The 19,828-nt window shown below is 65.1% G+C and carries 21 protein-coding genes; 10 read left to right on the top strand and 11 right to left on the bottom strand.

The genetic code is table 11. The features are described 5' to 3' along the window. Positions 1 to 116 precede the first annotated feature (116 nt). The 4 genes from G7044_RS10930 to G7044_RS10915 are packed head-to-tail and all read left to right on the top strand — an operon-like array spanning position 117 to position 3,607. Positions 117 to 764: a carbonic anhydrase gene (locus tag G7044_RS10930; protein ID WP_166328813.1), complete on the top strand. Its 648-nt coding sequence runs from the start codon at positions 117 to 119 to the stop codon at positions 762 to 764. Continuing rightward, on the top strand, positions 764 to 1,951 hold the full coding sequence (locus G7044_RS10925) for an MFS transporter (RefSeq protein ID WP_166328811.1): 1,188 nt from the start codon (positions 764 to 766) through the stop codon (positions 1,949 to 1,951). Before G7044_RS10930 ends, G7044_RS10925 begins: the two co-directional genes overlap by 1 nt. After that, positions 1,944 to 2,984 (top strand): glycosyltransferase family 4 protein, encoded by a 1,041-nt coding sequence (locus G7044_RS10920; protein ID WP_166328809.1) that lies wholly within the window; start codon positions 1,944 to 1,946, stop codon positions 2,982 to 2,984. Before G7044_RS10925 ends, G7044_RS10920 begins: the two co-directional genes overlap by 8 nt. 5 nt (positions 2,985 to 2,989) lie before the next feature. Further along, positions 2,990 to 3,607, top strand: a complete 618-nt coding sequence (locus tag G7044_RS10915) for a glycosyltransferase family 29 protein (RefSeq protein WP_407947399.1) — start codon at positions 2,990 to 2,992, stop codon at positions 3,605 to 3,607. A 51-nt stretch (positions 3,608 to 3,658) separates the two neighbouring features. Here the strand turns inward: G7044_RS10915 and pheT are convergent, their stop codons facing one another. Continuing rightward, positions 3,659 to 6,064, bottom strand: coding sequence for a phenylalanine--tRNA ligase subunit beta (gene pheT, locus G7044_RS10910; protein ID WP_166328805.1), 2,406 nt, complete (start codon positions 6,062 to 6,064; stop codon positions 3,659 to 3,661). A 105-nt stretch (positions 6,065 to 6,169) separates the two neighbouring features. Next, complete coding sequence (locus G7044_RS10905) at positions 6,170 to 7,522, bottom strand: alanine/glycine:cation symporter family protein (protein WP_166328803.1); 1,353 nt, start codon at positions 7,520 to 7,522, stop codon at positions 6,170 to 6,172. Positions 7,523 to 7,598: 76 nt separating this feature from the next. Here G7044_RS10905 and G7044_RS10900 point away from each other — a divergent pair, with 76 nt between their 5' ends. Beyond that, positions 7,599 to 7,853 (top strand): hypothetical protein, encoded by a 255-nt coding sequence (locus tag G7044_RS10900; RefSeq protein WP_166328801.1) that lies wholly within the window; start codon positions 7,599 to 7,601, stop codon positions 7,851 to 7,853. Here G7044_RS10900 and G7044_RS10895 read toward each other — a convergent pair. Together G7044_RS10895 and G7044_RS10890 are read right to left on the bottom strand one after the other, a co-directional pair. After that, positions 7,850 to 8,299 carry a DUF6173 family protein gene (locus G7044_RS10895; protein ID WP_166328799.1) on the bottom strand — a complete coding sequence of 150 codons (450 nt, stop codon included), beginning with the start codon at positions 8,297 to 8,299 and terminating at the stop codon, positions 7,850 to 7,852. The genes G7044_RS10900 and G7044_RS10895 overlap by 4 nt on opposite strands. Positions 8,300 to 8,365: 66 nt before the next feature. Then, positions 8,366 to 8,845: a hypothetical protein gene (locus tag G7044_RS10890; protein WP_166328797.1), complete on the bottom strand. Its 480-nt coding sequence runs from the start codon at positions 8,843 to 8,845 to the stop codon at positions 8,366 to 8,368. A gap of 186 nt (positions 8,846 to 9,031) precedes the next feature. On the opposite strand from G7044_RS10890, the gene G7044_RS10885 reads away from it, so the two are divergent. Beyond that, a complete protein-coding gene (locus tag G7044_RS10885; protein WP_166328795.1) occupies positions 9,032 to 9,367 on the top strand; it encodes a TM2 domain-containing protein in 336 nt (111 codons plus the stop codon). A gap of 96 nt (positions 9,368 to 9,463) precedes the next feature. Here G7044_RS10885 and G7044_RS10880 read toward each other — a convergent pair whose 3' ends face one another. Next, positions 9,464 to 9,844, bottom strand: coding sequence for a pore-forming ESAT-6 family protein (locus tag G7044_RS10880; RefSeq protein WP_166328793.1), 381 nt, complete (start codon positions 9,842 to 9,844; stop codon positions 9,464 to 9,466). A 194-nt stretch (positions 9,845 to 10,038) separates the two neighbouring features. Between G7044_RS10880 and rarD the strand changes: the two genes are divergently transcribed. Continuing rightward, entirely contained in the window at positions 10,039 to 10,971 is a 933-nt protein-coding gene (rarD, locus tag G7044_RS10875; RefSeq protein ID WP_166328791.1) for an EamA family transporter RarD, read from the top strand. A 57-nt stretch (positions 10,972 to 11,028) separates the two neighbouring features. Then, positions 11,029 to 11,916 (top strand): hypothetical protein, encoded by an 888-nt coding sequence (locus G7044_RS10870; protein WP_166328789.1) that lies wholly within the window; start codon positions 11,029 to 11,031, stop codon positions 11,914 to 11,916. Here G7044_RS10870 and acpS read toward each other — a convergent pair. From acpS to G7044_RS10840, 6 genes are all read right to left on the bottom strand, one after another. Further along, positions 11,913 to 12,323 (bottom strand): holo-ACP synthase, encoded by a 411-nt coding sequence (gene acpS / locus G7044_RS10865; RefSeq protein WP_166328787.1) that lies wholly within the window; start codon positions 12,321 to 12,323, stop codon positions 11,913 to 11,915. The genes G7044_RS10870 and acpS overlap by 4 nt on opposite strands. Then, positions 12,320 to 12,781, bottom strand: coding sequence for a hypothetical protein (locus G7044_RS10860; protein WP_166328785.1), 462 nt, complete (start codon positions 12,779 to 12,781; stop codon positions 12,320 to 12,322). Before G7044_RS10860 ends, acpS begins: the two co-directional genes overlap by 4 nt. Continuing rightward, positions 12,778 to 13,512 (bottom strand): pyridoxine 5'-phosphate synthase, encoded by a 735-nt coding sequence (locus G7044_RS10855; protein WP_166328783.1) that lies wholly within the window; start codon positions 13,510 to 13,512, stop codon positions 12,778 to 12,780. The genes G7044_RS10860 and G7044_RS10855 overlap by 4 nt, the downstream gene beginning before the upstream one ends. 24 nt (positions 13,513 to 13,536) lie before the next feature. Next, positions 13,537 to 14,364: a 4-(cytidine 5'-diphospho)-2-C-methyl-D-erythritol kinase gene (locus G7044_RS10850; RefSeq protein WP_166328781.1), complete on the bottom strand. Its 828-nt coding sequence runs from the start codon at positions 14,362 to 14,364 to the stop codon at positions 13,537 to 13,539. A 10-nt stretch (positions 14,365 to 14,374) separates the two neighbouring features. Then, positions 14,375 to 16,237, bottom strand: coding sequence for a tetratricopeptide repeat protein (locus G7044_RS10845; RefSeq protein ID WP_166328779.1), 1,863 nt, complete (start codon positions 16,235 to 16,237; stop codon positions 14,375 to 14,377). Positions 16,238 to 16,329: 92 nt separating this feature from the next. Then, on the bottom strand, positions 16,330 to 17,988 hold the full coding sequence (locus G7044_RS10840) for an electron transfer flavoprotein-ubiquinone oxidoreductase (RefSeq protein ID WP_166328777.1): 1,659 nt from the start codon (positions 17,986 to 17,988) through the stop codon (positions 16,330 to 16,332). 324 nt (positions 17,989 to 18,312) lie between these two features. On the opposite strand from G7044_RS10840, the gene greA reads away from it, so the two are divergent. Next, positions 18,313 to 18,783 carry a transcription elongation factor GreA gene (gene greA, locus G7044_RS10835; RefSeq protein WP_166328775.1) on the top strand — a complete coding sequence of 157 codons (471 nt, stop codon included), beginning with the start codon at positions 18,313 to 18,315 and terminating at the stop codon, positions 18,781 to 18,783. Continuing rightward, on the top strand, positions 18,783 to 19,730 hold the full coding sequence (locus G7044_RS10830) for a hypothetical protein (protein ID WP_166329077.1): 948 nt from the start codon (positions 18,783 to 18,785) through the stop codon (positions 19,728 to 19,730). Before greA ends, G7044_RS10830 begins: the two co-directional genes overlap by 1 nt. Positions 19,731 to 19,828: the final 98 nt, after the last annotated feature.

Below are 19,828 nucleotides of genomic sequence, written 5' to 3'. Positions count from 1 at the left end.
CGTCGGGGCAAGATGGCAGTGTGGGGTTATGATTTCCTTACCCTGCCTTGGAAAAATCGCTCGAATTGAAGACAATCCCGGCCTATCTGTGGGGGCGCGCGATGAAAGGACAATCCATGCACAACGCCAAGCCCCTGCCGCATTACCTTGTCAGCCGCTATAATGGCTGGCGTGCGACGACCTTTGCGGAAAATCGCGCCTGGTATCACCGGCTGGCCGAGGACGGGCAGCGGCCGCGGGCGATGGTTATTTCCTGCTGCGATTCACGTGTGCATGTGACCTCGATTTTCGGGGCCGATACGGGCGAGTTCTTCATTCACCGCAACATTGCCAACCTCGTCCCGCCCTATTCGCCTGACGGGCTGCAGCACGGCACCTCGGCTGCGGTGGAATACGCAGTCAAGGCGCTGAAAGTCGCGCATCTGATCGTCATGGGCCACACGAAATGCGGCGGCGTTGCCGGCTGCCATGCGATGTGTTCAGGCCACGCGCCGGATCTGGAAGACGAATCCAGCTTTGTCGGCCGCTGGATGGACATTCTGCGCCCCGGCTATGACCGCGTGAACACCCTGCCCGAGGACGAACAGGTCCCGGCGCTGGAACGCGAGGCGGTCATGGTGTCGCTGGAAAACCTGATGGGCTTCCCCTTCGTACGCGAGGCCGTGGAATCCAGCCAGATGACCCTGCACGGGTTGATCCACGATATCGGCGACGGCACGCTGTTCCAATATGACGGCGGAGAAGGAAAGTTCGTTCGGGTCTGATGCGGCGCTTCTCGGCGGGGATATGGGTGCTGGTGCTGGGCTATACGCTCAGCCAGTTCTATCGCGCCTTCATGGCGGTGCTCAGCCCCGTCCTGCGCGAGGATATCGGCGCCGGGCCGGGCGATCTGGCGATCTCGTCAGGTGTGTGGTTCTTCGCCTTCGCGGGCATGCAGGTTGCGGTGGGCAGCTGGCTGGACCGCTACGGCCCGCGCCGCACTGCGTCGGGGCTGATGCTGGTCGCGGCGGCGGGGGCGGCGGTCTTTGCCTGTGCCAGCGCACCCTGGCATCTGCATGTCGCGATGGCGCTGATCGGGATCGGCTGTTCGCCGGCGCTGATGGCGGCCTATTACATTTTCGCGCGCAATTTCAGCCTGCGCGAATTCGGCACACTTGCCGGCACATTCGTGGCGGTCGGCGCGCTTGGCAATATCCTCAGCGCCTCGCCGCTGGAAGCCTATGCCGACGCCGTGGGTTGGCGCGCGGCGATGTGGTCGATGGTGGCGGTGACGCTGGGCGTGGCCGTGGCCGAATACCTGGTCGTTCGCGACCCGGAGCGGCTGGATGCCAGCCACCCCGCCGGGCGGCTTTCGGACATCCTGCGGCTGCGGGCCTTGTGGTTCATCCTGCCGCTGTTTTCGGTCAATTACGCGGCATCCGCCGCCATTCGCGGACTGTGGGCAGGCCCCTATCTGGAGGAGGTCTACCACGCCTCGGGCGAGATGATCGGCCATGCAGCGCTGCTGATGGGGCTGGCAATGATCGCGGGGAATTTCCTTGCCGGACCGGCTGTGCGGCTGGTCGGGTCTGTGCGCCGGACCATCCTGATCGGCACTGCGGGCACCGTGGTGGTGATTGGGGGGCTTTGGCTGTTTACGGCCAGCAGCCTTACGCTGTCGGTCACGCTGCTGGCGCTGGTGGGGTTCTCGGGTGCCTCCTATGTGCTGCTGATCGCCCATGGACGCGCCTTCCTGCCGCCGCATCTGGTCGGGCGCGGGGTGACGTTCCTCAACATGTTCTCGATCGGGGGCACCGGCATGCTGCAATTCGGATCTCGCCCGGTCTATCAATGGGCGTCGGCGCATGGCGATGCGGCGCAGGCCTATTCGACCTTGTTCCTGTTCTTCACCCTGCCACTTGCGCTAGGCTTGGCATTGTATTTCCTGACGCCGGAGGCCCCGCGTGACTGACCCCCGCCAGATCGAGGTGGTTGCACCCAATCTGAAAAAGCGCCTGTCCGGCGTGACCGCAACCGTCGTGCGGCTGATCCCGGTGCAGGCGCGGATGATCGGCATCGTGACCACCGGGCCGGGCCTGCCGGACGAATTGCCCCATATCCCGCTGTCCACCGCCGCCACCCTGCCACGCGACCGCTGGCGGGTCTGGCACGCGCGGCGCAACACTGAAATGGCCCTGGGGCTGATCTATCGCCGGGTGCTGGGGCGGCGCTACAAGCTGCTGTTTACCTCGGCCGCGCAGCGACACCATACCGGCTTCACCAAATGGCTGATCCGCCAGCAGGACGCGCTGATCGCCACCTCGCCCCAGGCCGCAAGCTATCTGGAACGCCCGGCAAAGGTGATCCTGCATGGTGTCGATACGCAGGTCTTCCACCCGGCAGAGGACAAGCGCGCCCTGCGCGAAAGCCTTGGCCTTGATCCCGATGCGGTGCTGATCGGCTGCTTTGGCCGGGTGCGGGCGCAGAAGGGCGTCGACCTGCTGGTCCGCGCGGCGCTGCGCCTGTTCGCGGAACGGCCCAGGGCGCAGATGGTCTTTACCGGGCGCATCACCTCGGACAACCAGCAATTCACCGATGAATTGAGGGCCGAAATCGCCGCTGCCGGGCTGCCCGACCGCATCCGCTTTCTGGGCGAATTGCCTTGGGAGGATGTCGTGCGCCATTATCAGGCCATGGACCTGTTTGCCGCCCCCGCCCGGTGGGAGGGCTTTGGCCTGACCCCGCTGGAAGCCATGGCCTGCGGCGTTCCCGTCGTCGCCACCCGTGTCGGGGCCTATGAAACCCTGATCCGCGAGGGCCAGACCGGCTCGCTGGTCCCGCCCGACGATCTGGACGCCCTGACCGAAGCCTTGCGCCACTGGCTGGACGACGCCCCCGCGCGCGAGGCTGCCGGCCCCGCCGCCCGCGCCCATGTCGTCGCCAATCACGCGATCGAGGATGAGGCCCGCGCCATCGTCGAGGTGTATCGGGGGCTGTTGGCATGACGCCCATGCGCTTTATCACCGCGCGGCTGATGCGGGACGAGGATTTGCTGGCGACCCTTTCCGTCCCGCAGCCGGATCTGCTGGCGACGCTGGCGGGCAAGACCGTGGCGCTTGTCGGCAATGCGCGCGCGCTGACCAATTCGCGGCACGGGCAGGACATCGACGCCCATGACGTGGTTGTCCGCGTCAACCTCGCGCCGATGCCCTATGTCGAAAGCCATGGGGCGCGGACCGATTGGCTGGGACTGGCCGTGCGCCTGCCCGGCCGGGATCGGGCGCGGATCGAACCGGGGCGGATCCTTTGGATGTCGCACAAGCGCAAACGGCTGGATTACCTCAGCGCGCGCTCCAAGGGCTTTTACCTGCATCCCTTGGATGACTATGAGGCGCTGAAGGACCAACTTGGCGCGCAGCCGACCACCGGGGCAATGCTGATCGAGCTGCTGCTGCGATCGGATCTGGCCCGGCTGGATCTGTACGGCTTCGACTTCTTCGCCTCGCAATCGCTGACCGGCAGCCGCTCGGCCGAGCAGGTTCCCCATGATTTCAGCGCCGAGGCCGCATGGGTCGAGGACCTGCTGAACACCGACCCCCGCCTGAGCCTGCATCGCCCGCATAACTGAAAACGCCCCGCGAGCGGCTCGCGGGGCGTTCGTGTTGTCATCAGGCTTGGCCTAGCTGCGCAAGACGCCGCCGGTTGCCTTCGCAACCTTTTCAACAATCTTCGCGCTGACCGCCTCGATCTCGGCATCGGTCAGAGTCTTGTCGCGCGGTTGCAGGCGGGCGGTGATGGCCACGGATTTCTTGCCCGCGCCCATCTGCGCCTCGGCCTTGTCGCCGGTGAACTGGTCGAAGACGCGCACGCTGTCGATCAGCGCCTTGTCGGCACCGGCAGCGGCATTCACCAGCGTCAGCGCCTCGACCCCCTTGTCGACGACAAAGGCGAAGTCACGCTCGACCGGTTGCAGGCTCGATGCATTCAGCGCCGAACGCGTGGTCACGCTGGCCTTGGGCAGCGGCACGTTCGGGATGTGAATGGTGAAGGCCACGGCCGGCCCCTTCACGTCCAGCGCCCGCAGCACCTTGGGATGCACCTCGCCAAATGTCGCCAGCCGGTTCGGGCCCAACTGGATATTGCCCGCGCGGCCCGGATGCCACCAGCCGTCCAGCTTGCGGTCGATCTGCACCCTGGCGGGCGCGCCGATGGCGGCAAGGATCGCCTCGGCATCGGCCTTGGCGTCATAAATATCGACCGGACGACGCGAGCCATAAGGGTCGCGCGCCGCGTTCGCACCGACCAGCAACCCGGTCAGGCGCAGGGCCTGCTCGCCCGGTTCGCCACCTGAAAAGACCGGGCCGCATTCGAACAGCGCCAGATCGGCAAAGCCGCGCGCCTGATTGCGCGCCGCCGCCGCCAGCAGGCCGGGCAGCAGGTCGGGGCGCAGGTGGGTCATCTCGCTGCTGATCGGGTTTTCGATCCGCACCGCATCGGTCCCGCCGCCGAACAGTTCCGCCGCCTGCTGGTCGATGAAGCTGTAGGTCACGCATTCATTATACCCCAGCGAGGCCGCCAGCCGCCGCGCCGCGCTTTCGCGGCGCTGCAAGGGCGTCAGCACCGGCTGCGGAACGCCCGCGCGCGGACGCGGCAAGGGCTTGCCGACCAGCTGGGTCAGCGAGGCGATGCGTGCGATTTCCTCGATCAGATCAGCCTCGCCCTGCACATCGGGGCGCCAGCTGGGCACATGTGCCATGTCGCCTTCCATGCGGAAGCCCAGGTTTTCCAGCGTATTGCGCTGCATGTCGGCGTCGATCTCCATGCCCACGAGGCTAACGACGCGCTGCGTGTCCAGCCGGTAGGCGCGTGCATGGTCTGGCACCTCGCCCGCAGTCACGATGTCCGAAGCCTCGCCACCGCACAGGTCCAGCACCATCTGCGTCGCCAGTTCCAGCCCTGGCACGGTGAATTCAGGGTCGATGCCGCGTTCGAACCGGTAACGCGCATCTGAATTGATCTTCAGCGCCCTTCCCGTCGTGGCAACCGCGATGGGGTCGAAGAAGGCGGCCTCGATGAACACATCGGTGGTGTCATCTGACGCACCCGAGGCCGCGCCGCCCATCACGCCGCCGATGGATTCGATGGCCTTGGCGTCTGTGATCACAACCGCGCCCTCGGGCAGCGTATAGGTCTTGTCATCCAGTGCCACGATGGTTTCGCCCGCACGCGCCGCACGCAGGTTCAGATCGCCGGTGACCTTGGCCGCATCGAAGACGTGCAGCGCACGGTTCAGGTCATAGGTGAAGAAGTTGGTGATATCGACGAGGGCATTGATCGGACGCAGCCCGATCGCGCGCAGTCGCTTTTGCAGCCAATCCGGCGATGGGCCATTCTTGAGCCCGCGCACCACACGACCCGAGAAGAAGGGCACCTTATCGGCCACTTCAGCGTCGATGGTGACCTTGATCGGGCTTTCGAAGCTGCCTTCGACCTTTGCCTCGCGCAGGGGCTTCAGCGTGCCCAGACCGCGCGCCGCCAGATCGCGGGCGATGCCGCGCACGCCAAGCGCGTCGGGGCGGTTTGGGGTGATCTTGATGTGGATCATCGGGTCGATCTTGTCGGGCGCGTTTTCCGCCAGCCAGTCGACGAAGCGCTGCCCGACCTGCCCCGAGGGCAACTCGATGATGCCGTTATGTTCGTCCGACAGCTCCAGCTCGCGTTCAGATGCCATCATGCCGTGGCTTTCGATGCCGCGGATCTTGCCGACGCCAAGGGTGGTGTCGATCCCCGGAACATAATCGCCCGGCTTGGCCAGCACGCCGATGATCCCCGTCCGTGCATTGGGCGCACCGCAGACGATCTGCTTTTCGCCCTCATCCGTGTCGACCTTCAGCACCCGCAACCGGTCGGCATCGGGATGAGGCTCGGCATGGGTGACGCGTGCCAGCGTGAAACCGCCCAGCTTGGCGGCGGGGTCGACGATTTCCTCGACCTCCAGACCCAGATCGGTCAGCGCTTCGGTGATCTCGGCGACCGATGCGTCGGTCTCCAGATGGTCCTTCAGCCAGGACAGGGTGAATTTCATGGCACACCTTCATGTCAGCACCCGCCCTTGCGGGGCGGGTGAGGGGTTTGTGGTTCTTCAATCCAACGAATGCCGGGGCGTCAAGCCCTGCGAGGACCGAAAAGCTTAGTCGTTGCGATGCTTGTCCAGATATTCGCGGGTCAGCATCAGCACCACCGGCGTCAGCACGATCAGCGAAATCAGGTTCGGGATCGCCATCAGCGCGTTCAGCGTATCCGCCACCAGCCAGGCGAAATCGAGGCTGACCACCGTGCCCACAAAGACCGCGATGGTCCAGAGCAGGCGGAACGGCGTCTCGACCTTGCTGCCGAACAGGAACTCCCAGCATTTCTCGCCATAGAAGGCCCAGCCGAGGATGGTGGTGAAGGCAAAGACCGACAGCAACAGGGCCAGCAATTCCTCGCCCATGCCCGGAAGCGCCGTTTCAAAGGCCGCAGCCGACAGCGCCGCCCCGGATTCGCCCGAGGTCCAGACCCCGGTGACCATGATCGCCAGCGCCGTCATGGTGCAGATGACGATGGTGTCGATGAAGGTGCCCATCATCCCGATCATGCCGGAATAGACCGGATCGCGGGTGGCGCCTGCCGCCTGCGCGATGCCGGCGGTGCCCAGACCCGCCTCGTTCGAGAAGATGCCGCGGGCCACGCCATAGCGAATGCCCGCCATCACCGCCGCGCCGGCAAAGCCGCCAACGGCCGAGGTCGGCGAAAAGGCCGAGGTCAGGATCGTCATGAAGGCCCCCGGCACTGCCGAGGCGTTCAGGATCAGCACCACCAGAACCGCGACGACATAGATGATGGCCATGGTCGGGACCAGCCGTTCTGCCACTGCCCCGATGCGGCGAATGCCGCCCAGCACGACCGCGCCGGTCAGCACCGCCAGCACCAGCCCGATCACCCAGTTGGGCACGCCAAAGGCCGTCTGCATGGCCTCGGCGATAGAGTTCGACTGCACCATATTGCCGATGCCGAACCCGGCCAGCCCGCCGAAAATGGCAAAGGCCGCGGCCAGCCAGCCCCAACGCGGGCCCAGCCCGTTCCTGATCGCATACATCGGACCGCCGGACATTTCGCCCTGCTCGTCCTTCTGGCGGTAATGCACCGCCACGACGACCTCGGCATATTTGGTGGCCATGCCGACAAAAGCGGTCATCCACATCCAGAAGACCGCACCGGGACCGCCAAGCGCAATCGCCGTTGCCACACCGGCAATGTTGCCGGTGCCGATGGTCGCCGAAAGCGCCGTCATCAGTGCCGCGAAGGGCGTGATCTCACCCTCTGCCATCTCATCGGGCTTGCGGCTTTTGGCGATCATGCGGAAGCCATAGCCGATCTTGCGGATCGGCAAAAATCCCAGCCGGATCTGCAGGTAAAGCCCGGTGCCAAGGATCAGCACGATCATCGGCACGCCCCAGACGATGCCGTTCAGCCAGCTGACGAAGTTATGGATGCTTTCCATCTCTGTCCCTCACATTTTTGTTAAGCTATGCAGAGGAAAGCCAGATTGTCGAGTGTGCCGCCCAAGGATGAGGCCGATGCCCGCAGAAGACCAGGAAGCAATCGTCGTGATTCTGACCGCAATCGCCATGTGCGGCGGTGCAGGCGCGCTGTGGCTGTGGTCTGACCGGTCGAACAAGGCCCTGCTGCTGATCGGCGGATTATGGCTGGTAATCGGCCTGGCGGGGCTGGTGATCGGCCCGCCATGGGATGTCGGCGTCATGGCCGCAACGGTGCTTTTGGTCCTGCTGCTGGTCGCGGCGTCCTATGCGGCGGGGGGCTGGCGGCGCTAGATATCGGCCCCGAAGCCGATCCGATAGGGCGGCTGTTCCGGTGCGGGCGGCACCGCCACCAGCATGAAATTCAACTGCGAGACATGCTGCACCACCGCAACCTGCGTCAGCCCCTCCAGCAGCCCATAGAATTCGATGATATTCGGGTTGCGAAAGCCCATGCCGCGCACATGAACCGCACGCTCGCCGCCGAAATTGGCAAGCTGAATGCCCAATTCGTGATGCTCGGGCAGGCTGGCCTGAAACTCTTTCACGCGGGCCAGAAGGTGGTTGAACACCTCCTCGGCGGCGCGCAGCGTGGCCTGATCGGCCGCGTCCTCCTGCGGCCACAGATCCTCGGCAATGGCGGGAACCGGGGACATGATCGCGCGCGGGGCGGGTGCTGGCTCGGGTTTCTCGGGCTTGGCCTTGGTCTTTCTGCCTTTGGATTTCGGCGGCTTGGTCATGGTGATCTGCCCCTTCTGATTTTCGGGCAGGATGCACGGATCGACCGGAAAGGAAAAGGCGGGCGCCTAGAACAGCATCCCGAAAATCGCGAAGGTCAGGAACACCGCCGCGACCGCCATAAAGCCCCCGCGCCGCGCCGGGCGGCTGTAATAGGCCAGTGCCGCAAAGCACAGCGCATAGATCAGCGCCCAGCTTTTGACCACCCACAGCGCGGCGCCGGTCAGCCCGAATGCCGCCAGCCCGTAACCCGCCAGAGCCAGCGCACCCATGCCGCAGGCAACCAGCATCCCATTCATCAGCAGGGTTTCTTCGGTTTGCGCACTGTTCCACCGGCGCCCGCCCGGCAGGACATGGCGCGACAGCACCACCGCCGTCAGCGCAAGAAACAGCAGGCAGACAATGACCAGCAGCGGCAACAGATAGGTGCCAGTCGCCGGCATTGCACCCGCGGGCTGCCGCGAATTGACCAACGCCAACAAGCCAAGCGTCACCATGAAAGTCGTGAAATAGCCGACAAGATTGATTCGGGCCGTATCGTTACCCACCGCGTTTCCTCCCCTGCGCATTTTGTCGCACCCTATCCGAGGATGGGGTGCTGGGTCATGTTGAAAGATCGTGAAGTGAGGCGCCGAATGCTGCGGCTGCTTTCGTCATCGGCCCGTTCTGCGTTAACGGTTTCGCAAGCTTTGTGCGCGTAAGCTTCTGCTTATGTGTGTATTGGAGCCTATTGAATGAACCTGACCACCCAACAACAGATGCTTGTCGAACAGCGGATCACCAATGACGCGAAATCGCCGCTGGTCGCCTATCTTCTTCTGATTTTCCTGGGTGGCTTTGGGGCCCACCGCTTCTACTTGGGCAAGACTGGCACAGCGATCACCATGCTGGTTCTGTTCATCCTCGGCTGGTTGACCGTCGTGATCGGGATCGGCCTGCTTGCGCTGGCGGCGGTCGGGATCTGGTGCCTCGTGGACATCTTCCTGATCCCTGGGATGATTCAGGAAAACAAGGATGCGCTGCGGCAGCAATATTCGGTGATCGCGGCGTCGACTCCCGCGGCTGGCTGACACCGGGCGGGTTGCACAAAGTCACGCCCCGGACCCAGCGACGAAAAACCGCCGGAGCCTGATGGCCCCGGCGGTTCTCAGACCGGTTGCGCAGTCTTATTTCGGCATCTGGGCTGCGGCTTGCTCCACCAACGAGGCGAGCTGCCCGCACAGTGCCTTCACATCGGTGCTCTGGGCGGTGGCGGCGTCGGCAAGGGTCTGTTCGACCCCCATCGCGCTGACGGTGCCTTCCTTGCCCTTGGCATAGGCGGCATCGACGGTTTCCTGATTCTCGGCCGCCGGAACCATCTCGATCATCTTGGTCTGAATCTCGACGGCGCTGCCCTCGATATGCCCTTCGGCCTGGCAATATTCCAGGATGCCCAGCTGGTTCTGTGCTGCGGCAGCCGCCGCATCGGGATCGGGCGTCGCCGTCTGGGCGAGGGCCGCGGTGCCAACAAATGCAAGCGACAGGGTCAGAATGGACGTCTTCAACATGGATATACCTCTGTGATCCAAGGGAATCACCGACCTAACGCGGCCAGACCACAGCGGGTTCAAATGGTTCCGTCCCCCGCACTGGGGTCGGTGAAAACCTGCCGAGATCGAACCGGGACGCGCGGGCAAGGCAGGTCAGCCGGGCTGTCGATTCCCCCTGCCCTTCGCCGGGGGCGCACGCTAGTGTCGCGGCCATGTCACAGCAGCCGCAAGCCACTGATTCGCCAAAAGGCTATGCCTTTGCCTTGGGCGCATATCTGCTCTGGGGGATGCTGCCGCTTTACATGAAGGCGATGGCGCATATCCCGCCATCCGAGGTCATCGCCCACCGGGTCATCTGGTCGCTGCCGATCGCCGCCGGGGTGCTGCTGTATCAACGCCGCACCAGCGACATCCGCGCCGCCATCGCCCGCCCGCGCCTGCTGGCCATGGCGGCGCTGACGGCGGCGCTGATCAGCGTGAACTGGCTGATCTATGTCTGGTCCATCGCCAACGGCCACGCGCTGGAAGCGGCATTGGGATATTACATCAACCCGCTGTTTTCGGTCTGTCTGGCCGCGCTTTTGCTGGGCGAACGGCTAAGCCGGATGCAATGGGTGGCCATCGCAATCGCTGCGGCGGCGGTGGTGATCCTGACGTTCGAGGCCGGCCGCCTGCCCGCCGTGGCCGTGGGCCTGACCCTGTCATGGGGCTTTTACGCCTTTTTCAAGCGCAGCCTGCCGCTGGGTCCGAACCAGGGCTTCACGCTGGAGGTGATGCTGCTGACCCTGCCGGCCGTCGCCTATCTGGTCTGGCTGCACAGCCAGGGCCAAAGCCATTTCGGCAAGGATTGGCGCGACACGCTGCTGCTGATCGGTTGCGGCCCGGTCACGGCGATCCCGCTGATGTTCTATGCCAATGGCGCCAAGCTGCTGCGGCTGTCGACCATCGGGATCCTGCAATACATCACCCCCACCATGGTCTTCCTGATCGCCGTCTGGCTGTTCGGCGAACCTTTCGAGGGCGCCAAGCGCATCGCATTCCCGATGATCTGGGCGGCGCTGGCGATCTATTCCGTGACGCTGATCCAGTCCGCCCGCAACCGTCGCCGCGCGCTGCATAACGAAACCGCCCTGCGGCCGGAATAAGGCTGAGAAATCCTTTTATTCCTGCGCCATGGCTCGGGAAGGCAAGAGATTATCGTTATGGAAATCTTTCTTTCAGTCCTGCTTTTTGCCGCCATCATTGGCTGGGTCTGGCTGGCCGCGGTGTGGGCTCCGCGGCGTTTCTCGGACGGGAATACTGACCAACGAAAGACAGCGATCTTTGTCATTCTGGTGCTGGCCGCGTCCGGTATCGGCCTTGGGGTCTTCTGGGATTCCCTAAGCGCCCTATCCTATCGGATCGCGCATATACGGCCGATGATTTCGCAGTGCCGCGATGACGGCGATGCCGATGCCTGCATGGAGCTTGCGCAGTCTTACAGGCAGGGTGTCATGGGCCGTTGCGAAACGCAAAGTCGGTACGGGCACCGCAGCTCTCACAGTTGCAGGCTGCTAAGCCCCGACCCCGGAAAAGCCCTGCAATTCGCCGAGCTGGCCTGCGCCGCCGGCAATCCCGATAGCTGCCTGGCCGCACTGCCCGCCGAAACGGCCCCCGCCGACCGTCAAAGCGATCTGCACGACCTGTGCGGCCTGGGCGCGATGGGGGCATGCGACGAATTCCTGCGCGCGCAGCCGAAAACCAAGCTGGCTGAGTTGCTGCCGGGCGATCTGACGACGCTGTGCGAGGCGGGAAATCACTCTGTCTGCCTGTATCAGATGCGCGACCGGTTGCTGGCGGCCCTGTCGCCAGAGGTCGCAGACGATCTGTCCCGCCGGATGCAGCTGATGACGGCAGCCATGCAATCGGCGCCCGTCCTGTTTGTCGACACACCCGCGCAGGCAGAGGCCGCGAAGCAGCTTGTCGATGCGATGGACCATACGGCCATCACCGCCGCGATGACGGACCCGACCGGCGCAAAGGCAGGTGAGCTTCGCGCCCGGCTGCAGGCCATTCGAATGCCGACCCTCGCAGAGGGCGCGCCGCGCTAGGCCGGATCGCCGACCGGCAGCGCCTCGATCACCACGAAAGCCTGCGCCCACGGGTGGTCGTCGGTCAGGGTGACGTGGACGGTGGCCTGATGGCCGGCGGGCGTCATTTCGGCCAGCCGTTCGGCCGCCCAGCCGGTCAGCTGCATGACGGGCTGGCCGGTGCGCAGGTTCGACACCGCCATGTCCTTCCAGCTGATCCCCATGGCCAGCCCGGTGCCAAGCGCCTTTGAACAGGCCTCTTTCGCGGCCCAACGCTTGGCCAGCGTCCCGGCCTCGTCCTTGCGCCGCGCGGCCTTGGCCAGTTCGACAGAGGTGAAGACACGGTTGCGAAAGCGGTCGCCATGCCGTTCCAGAACGCCCTGAATACGGTCGATATTGGCCAGATCGGTGCCGATGCCGAGAATCACGAGCCCGCCACCTCGGCCCTGATTTCGCCGGTGGATTGGTTGATTGTCACCGTCAGCTCAGCCGGTTCGCCGCCGCCGGTTTCGGGGACATAGACCGCCATCGGCATGGTCAGCACCAGCCCTTGCGCGGGATCATATGCCGCTTCATGCGCGGCGAAATCGATGTCGAAGAAGCCGATCGGGCCGCCGCCCTCGGATCGCGAAAGCGAAACGAACCTGCATTGCCGTTCGCCGATCTCGTCGCGGGGCGGCGACAGGACCAGCAGGTGCACGGCAGCAGCGGCAGGTTCCATCGTGTCGATCAGTGCGACCCGGACATCGCCATTCGCGAATGTGGCCGTGTTCTGCCCCCACGGCTCGGCGATGTAGGCCGCGGCGGCCAGATGGCCGCAATCGCCGACGGATTGCGCCAGCGCAGGCGCGGCCAGAAACAGCAGCGGCAGGGCATAGCGGATCATGCGCGGGCCTCGTCCATCAGGCGGCGCATTTCACGGATCGCCGCAGGCAGTCCAATGAAGACGGATTCGGCAATCAGGAAATGGCCGATATTCAGCTCGGCGATTTCTGGGATCGCGGCGATGGGGCCGACATTGTCGAAGGTCAGGCCGTGTCCTGCGTGAACCTCCAGCCCCAGACTTGCCGCCAGCGCCGCGCCTTCGCGGATTGCGGCCAGTTCGGCGTCGCGTTCGGCGATGCGCCCCTCGGTGTCGTAATCGCAGTAGGCGCCGGTATGGATTTCCACCACCGCAGCCCCGATCCGAGCCGAGGCGCGGATCTGTTCGGGCTGGTGACCGATGAACATGGACACCCGGCAGCCCGCATCGCGCAGCGGCGCGATGTAATGGGCAAGCGCGTTGTCATTGCCGACCACGTCCAGCCCGCCTTCGGTCGTGCGCTCCTCGCGCTTTTCGGGGACCAGGCAGATGGCATGGGGCTTGTGACGCAGGGCGATGGTCTGCATCTCTGCCGTCGCCGCCATTTCAAGGTTCAGTGGCAGACGCAGCGTGTCCATCAGCGCGTCGATATCGGCATCGGTGATGTGGCGGCGATCCTCGCGCAGATGGGCCGTGATGCCGTCGGCGCCCGTTTCCTCGACCAGCTTCGCGGCGCGCAGCGGGTCGGGCCAGGGCGTGCCGCGTGCGTTGCGGATCGTGGCCACGTGGTCGATATTGACGCCAAGTCTCAGCATGTCGGCACCTCCTGCAATGCTATCCTAAAACGGCGCTGGCGGTGCAGCCAGCCCCGTCGCGGTGATCCACCAATCCACCGGACCCGTCCCGATGCGATATGCCGCCAGCCCGGCCGTTGCGGCATCGGGGAATATCCCGAAACAGGTCGCGCCCGATCCCGACATCCGCGCCAGAAGTGCGCCTTCGTCCTGCAAGGCGGTCAGCACGTCGCCGATCTGAGGGCACAGCGCGACAGCGGGGGCCTGCAAATCGTTGCGGCAAAGCTGCAAATAGTCGACCAGAGCGCCAAGGTCAAAGCTGTCCGGCAGCGGCGGCAGTGGCGGATTGTCCTTCCGGTCCAATGCCTTGAAGATCTGCGGGGTCGAGATGCCGACGCCCGGATTGATCAGCACCAGATGCAGATCCGGCAGCGCGGGCACGGGGTCCAGAACCTCGCCCACCCCGCGCATCCGGCGCGGTTCCGAAACGACGCAGACCGGCACATCCGCGCCCAGCCGCTCGGGCCGGTCAGGCAGCGGGGTGCCGCGCCGGGCCAGCCCGCGCAGAACCGCCGCCGCATCGGCCGAGCCGCCCCCGATGCCAGAGGCCACCGGCAGGTTCTTGGTCAGGGTGATTGCGGCCTCGGCCCCCGCCAGCCGGGCGGCATCGAGGCACAGGTTTTCCTCGACCGACAGCCCGGCGCCAAACTGGCCGTCTATCCGCAGCGACAGCGGGCCGGGATCCAGCCTGACCAGATCACCCGCCGCCGCAAAGACCACCAGCGAATCCAGCAGGTGATAGCCGTCGGCGCGCTGCCCGGTGACATGCAACGCAAGGTTCAGTTTGGCGGGCGCGGCCTCGGCGATGGTCATTCGGCGGGGGTCATTCGGCCGGCGGCACGACTTCGGGGTCGTCGCTGTCGGGTTCCGGTTCCGGCGGCGGCGGCAGCTTGCCGCCATTGGCCTTTTCCTCGGCCAGCACGGCATCCAGCCCCCGGTCCAGCTTGGCGCGGATGCGGTAGGCGTCTTCTTCGGATTCAGGCTTGAAGCTGAGCGCGCGTTTCCACTGGATCTCGGCCTCGCGCTTGCGATCGACCATCCAGTAGATATCGCCGAGGTGGTCATTCACCAGCGGGTCATTGCTCATTTCCAGCACGGCGCGTTCCTGCGGCGCCACCGCTTCGGAATAGCGGCCAAGCCGATACAGCACCCAGCCCAGCGAATCGAGGATATATCCGTCATCCGGCGAAAGCTCGACCGCGCGCTGGATCAGGCTCAGCGCCTCGTCCAGATTCTGGCCGCGATCGACATAGGAATAGCCGAGGTAGTTCAGCATCTGCGCATTGTCCGGGCGGATCTTCAGCGCTGCCCGCAGGTCGGTTTCGGCAGCATCGAAGTCGCCCCGGCGCTCCTCTGCGATGGCACGGGCATAAAGCGGGAACCAGATCATGTCTTCATTGGCCGGATCGGTCAGGTCGATGGCCTTGTCATAGGCGTCAACGGCCTCGGCCCATTTGTCCTGCTGGCGCCGCAGATCGCCAAGCGCGATCCAGGCCTCGGCCATGTCGGGATAGGCCTCGGTCAGGGCGATGCCGGCCTTTTCGGCATCGGCGATGCGGTCGGCACGCGCCAGCGTGTCGATGCGGCCCAGCTCGGCCAGCGGGCGCATCTGGCCCTTTTCGCGCAGTATGGTGAATTCGGCTTCGGCGGCGTCGAACTGGCCGGTGGCCTGCAGCATCTGCGCCACCATCAGCCGCGCATCGGTCATGTCCGGCGCGATATAGCTGGCCAGGCGGGCATGGATCAGCCCCAGCGGCGTTGGTTCCACATCGCTGTCCAGCAGTGTGGCGAAGGTCAGGAAGACCTGCGCGATGCCGTCACGCGGGCCGGTAACGAAGTCGAAGGGCACCTGTTCCGATGATTTCAGCCGCGCCAGCAGCTCATCGGCGGCCGTGTCGACGCCGGCGCCCGTCGCGGCAAGTTGTTCCAGCATCGTGATCGCCTCGTCCCGGCGGTCCAGCTGGGCCAGCACCTGCGCACGGGCGAGCGCACCCATCAGGTTCTGGTCCGGATTGTCTGTTTCCAGCAGATCGGCCGCGCCCTCATAATCGCCCACCAGCGCCTTGGACAGGGCGCGGTGATACTCGACCAGCCCCTCGGTGCCGCGAATCCTGCGCAATTCCAGGAAAGTGGCGTCGGCCTCGCCGGCTTTGCCCGCGCCCAGCAACGCCCAGGCACGCAACATGCCGTCGAACAACCGCTCTGAGCCCTCGTCCGCGCTGCGCGATGCGTCCAGCAGCGCGATCAGGCCGGTCCAATCTTCCTGCTGTGCCAGTCGGCTGCGCGCAACCAGTCCGGCGATCTGTGCGGGCGCGATGGGCGCATCGGGCTGTGCCATCTCATCCGCCAGCTTGATCGCGCGCTCGACCTGACCCGAGGCGAGAAGCGATACCAGCGCACTGTCCCCGATGAACCGCGACGAGGGATCCTGCTTCAGCGCCCGCAGGTAATATTCGGCGGCAGTGTTGAAATTGCTGTCGATGGCAGCGACGCGACCGGCCAGATAGGGACCGGCCAGATCGCGGGTCAACGGCGCGCTTGCCCCGTCCGGCGTATTGCCCCCCTCGGCGTCGTCCGCGCCGCGTTCGGGACGGGGCGGCGGCGGCGTATCGTCCTGTGCCCCGGCCGGAAATGCGGCGGGAAGGGCGATTAGGGCGGCAAGGACCAGCGAGTGCAGAAGTTTCATCAGCGCGTTCCGGTTTTTCGGTGTCGGCACGACCCTAGCCGCGCCGCACGGCACACGCAACGGCGCCCCGGAAACTGCGCGGAAAGCCCCGATCACATGTTCGGGTAGTTCGGCCCGTCCCCGCCCTGCGGGGTCGTCCAGACGATGTTCTGGCTGGGATCCTTGATGTCGCAGGTCTTGCAGTGGACGCAGTTCTGGAAGTTGATCTGAAAGCGCGGACCGTTATCGCCCTCGATCACCTCATAGACGCCGGCCGGGCAGTAACGCTGCGCGGGTTCGGCATATTCGGGCAGGTTCACCGCGATCGGGATCGCAGCATCCTTCAGCTTCAGATGCGAGGGCTGCGATTCCTCGTGGTTGGTGAAGCTGAAACTGACATTGGTCAGGCGGTCGAAGGACAGTTTTCCATCCGGGCGCGGATAGTTGATTTCCTTGAAATCCTTGGCCTTGCCGGTCGCCTGCGCGTCAGTCTTGCCATGCTTCCACGTCCCCAGCGGGTTCCAGCCGGTCAGGCTCGCCACCCACATGTCAAAGCCCCCAAGCGCGAGGCTGGCCCACAGGCCCATCTTCGACCAGATCGGCTTGACGTTGCGGACCGGCTTCAGGTCCTTCGCAATCGGACCGCTGCGCAGATCGTCCTCGTAAGCCACCAACTCGTCACCTTCGCGGCCTTCGGCAATCGCTGCGGCGGCGGCATTGGCGGCGGCGATGCCCGAGAGCATGGCGTTGTGGTTGCCCTTGATGCGCGGCACGTTCACCAGCCCGGCCGAACAGCCAAGCAGCGCGCCGCCCGGAAAGGTCAGCTTCGGGATCGACTGCCAGCCGCCTTCGCTGATGGCGCGGGCACCGTAGGCCACGCGTTTCCCGCCCTCCAGCAGTTCCGCCACCATCGGGTGATGCTTGAAACGCTGGAATTCCATATACGGATACAGATAGGGGTTGGCATAGTTCAGGTGGACGACGAAGCCAACCAGCACCTGATTGTTTTCCATGTGATAGATGAAGCTACCGCCGCCGGCATTCTTGCCCAGTGGCCAGCCCATAGTATGGGTCACCGTGCCGGCCTTGAACTTTGCCGGATCAACCTCCCAGATCTCTTTCATGCCGAGGCCGAATTTCTGCGGCTCGTGCCCGTCCGACAGGTTGTATTTCGCCATCACTTCTTTCGAGAGTGATCCGCGCACGCCCTCGGCCAGCAGCACGTATTTGCCGCGCAACTCCATGCCGGGTTCATATTGCGGGCCGGGGGTGCCGTCGGCGTTCAGACCCATCTCGCCCGCGATGACGCCAGCCACGCGGTCGCCATCCATCACCAACGCGGAACAGGCCATGCCGGGGAAAACCTCGACGCCCATACCTTCGGCCTGTTCGGCCATCCAGCGGGTCACATTCCCCATGCTGACGATGTATTTGCCGTGGTTCGACATCAGGGGCGGCATCGGCCAGTTCGGCACCCGCATCTGCCCGCCTTCGCCCAGCATATAGAAGTTGTCGGCGGTGACTTCCTGGCTGATCGGCGCGCCCTTTTCCTTCCAATCGGGGATCAGCGCATCCAATCCTGCGGTATCCAGCACCGCACCCGAGAGGATATGCGCCCCGATCTCGGACCCTTTTTCCAGCACCACCACGTTCAGATCCGCGTCAATCTGCTTCAGCCGGATCGCCGCTGACAGGCCAGCCGGGCCGCCACCCACGATGACAACGTCGAAATCCATCGACTCGCGTTCAATGCTGTTGTCCGTATCGGCCATGGCTTGCCTCCCGCTTGCAGATTGCCCCCGTTTTGGTAGCCGGTTGAACCGGTGCGGGCAATCGTTACGCGGCGGTGCATCTGCCCCAATTGGTGCAAATCGGTCCGATTGGCCGGATTTCAGCGCCCAACCCGAAAGATTTCCGTTCAATTTCGCAGAATTGCGCGGTGCTTTGCCGAGTCGCGCCCATATGACTTGCAATGCGGGCGCGGATCGGGGAACGCTACCCAGAACGGAATCGCGCACCCCTGCCATTCGCTTGGCGGGGGTTTTTCCCAACACCCCGTCGCGGATCAGGCCGCGGCAACCAAAGGCAGAACGACGATGGAAAAGATCCCCATGACCCGCGGCGGCTTCGATCAGCTGGACGCAGAACTTCGCGACCTGAAAGGCACCGAGCGGCCAGCGATCATTGCCGCCATCGCCGAGGCGCGCGCCCATGGCGACCTGTCGGAAAATGCCGAATATCACTCCGCCCGCGAAAAGCAGAGCTTCATCGAGGGCCGGATCAAGGAATTGGAAATCGTGCTGTCGCGCGCCGAGGTGATCGACCCGTCCAAATTTTCCGGCGCGGTAAAATTCGGCGCCACGGTGCAGCTGCTGGACGAAGATACCGACGAGGAAAAGACCTATCAGATCGTCGGCGAACACGAGGCGAGCCTGGAAAAGGGCCTGCTGAACATGCGTTCTCCGCTGGCGCGGTCGCTGATCGGCAAGGAAGAAGGCGACGTGGTCGAGGTGCAGACCCCCGGCGGCGTGAAAAGCTATGAAATCCTGTCAGTGCGTTTCTCGTGATGTTTGCGGGCCCGGGCGACGGCGGGCGCGGTAATCGCGCGCTGGTTATCGGCGCCGGGCTGACGGCGCTGTGGCTGGTGATGCTGCTGGTCTTCTGGCTGACCAGCAGTGGCACGGCTGCGGGCGCACCGCGCTGGATTTCGGTCGTGGCCGCGCTGATGCCGCTGGGATTGATCTGGATGGCGGTCGGCATCGCCCGCGCCATCGACACCCTGCGGGCCGAGGCAGACACATTGCGCGCCCAGCTTGACCGCGAGCGCCTGATGGCAGAGCCGCCACGCCGCATGAGCTCCGCAGGTGCCGACACCACCCCCGCCCCCGCGACCCCGGCCAGCCGCGCGCCGATCCCGGCCGCCCCGCGCCCCGCGGCCGCGCCGCGCACGATGCCGGCCCCGCGCCGGACCGAGCCCACCGCTGCAACCGATCCGCGCCAGACCTCGCTTGGCCTCGACGCGCCCGAGCCGCTGGAACTGCCCGGCGAGACGGTGATTCTGGCGCTGAACTTCCCGGACGGGCCTGACGACACCGCCGCCATCGCGGCCCTGCGCGAGGCGCTGCGCGACCCAGATCAGGCCCGGTTGATCCGCAGCGCCCAGGATGTGGTCACCCTGCTGGCAGAGCGCGGCATCATCACCGACGAGCTTCAGCCGGATCCCACCGATCCCGCCGCCTGGCGCCGCTTTGGCGACGGGCAGCGCGGCCGGGCGGTCGGCGATGTCGGCGCCATCCGCGATCCCGCAGCGCTGGAAGCCGCAACCGCCGCGATGCGCGCGGACGAGGTATTCCGCGACGCCGTTCACCACTTTTTGCGCCTGTTCGACCGCAACATAACCGAGTTGATGCCGCAGCTCAGCGACGATGAAATCCTGTGGCTGGCCGAGACACGCTCTGCCCGCGCCTTCATGCTGCTGGCCCGCGCCGCCGGATTGTTCGGGCAGGACCAATAGCGCCGGGCGGACGCGCGAAAAACCTGCCCCCTGTGATCACTAAGCCCCTGTCAACGCTTGCACCGGCAGCGATGGGGGCTAAGGTGGGCGCGAAATTC

The sequence above is a fragment of the Paracoccus xiamenensis genome (genome assembly GCF_011308835.1).
Lineage (GTDB): Bacteria > Pseudomonadota > Alphaproteobacteria > Rhodobacterales > Rhodobacteraceae > Paracoccus > Paracoccus xiamenensis.
The sequence above is the reverse complement of the archived record's forward strand: the minus strand, read 5'-3'. Positions and strand labels throughout refer to the sequence as shown.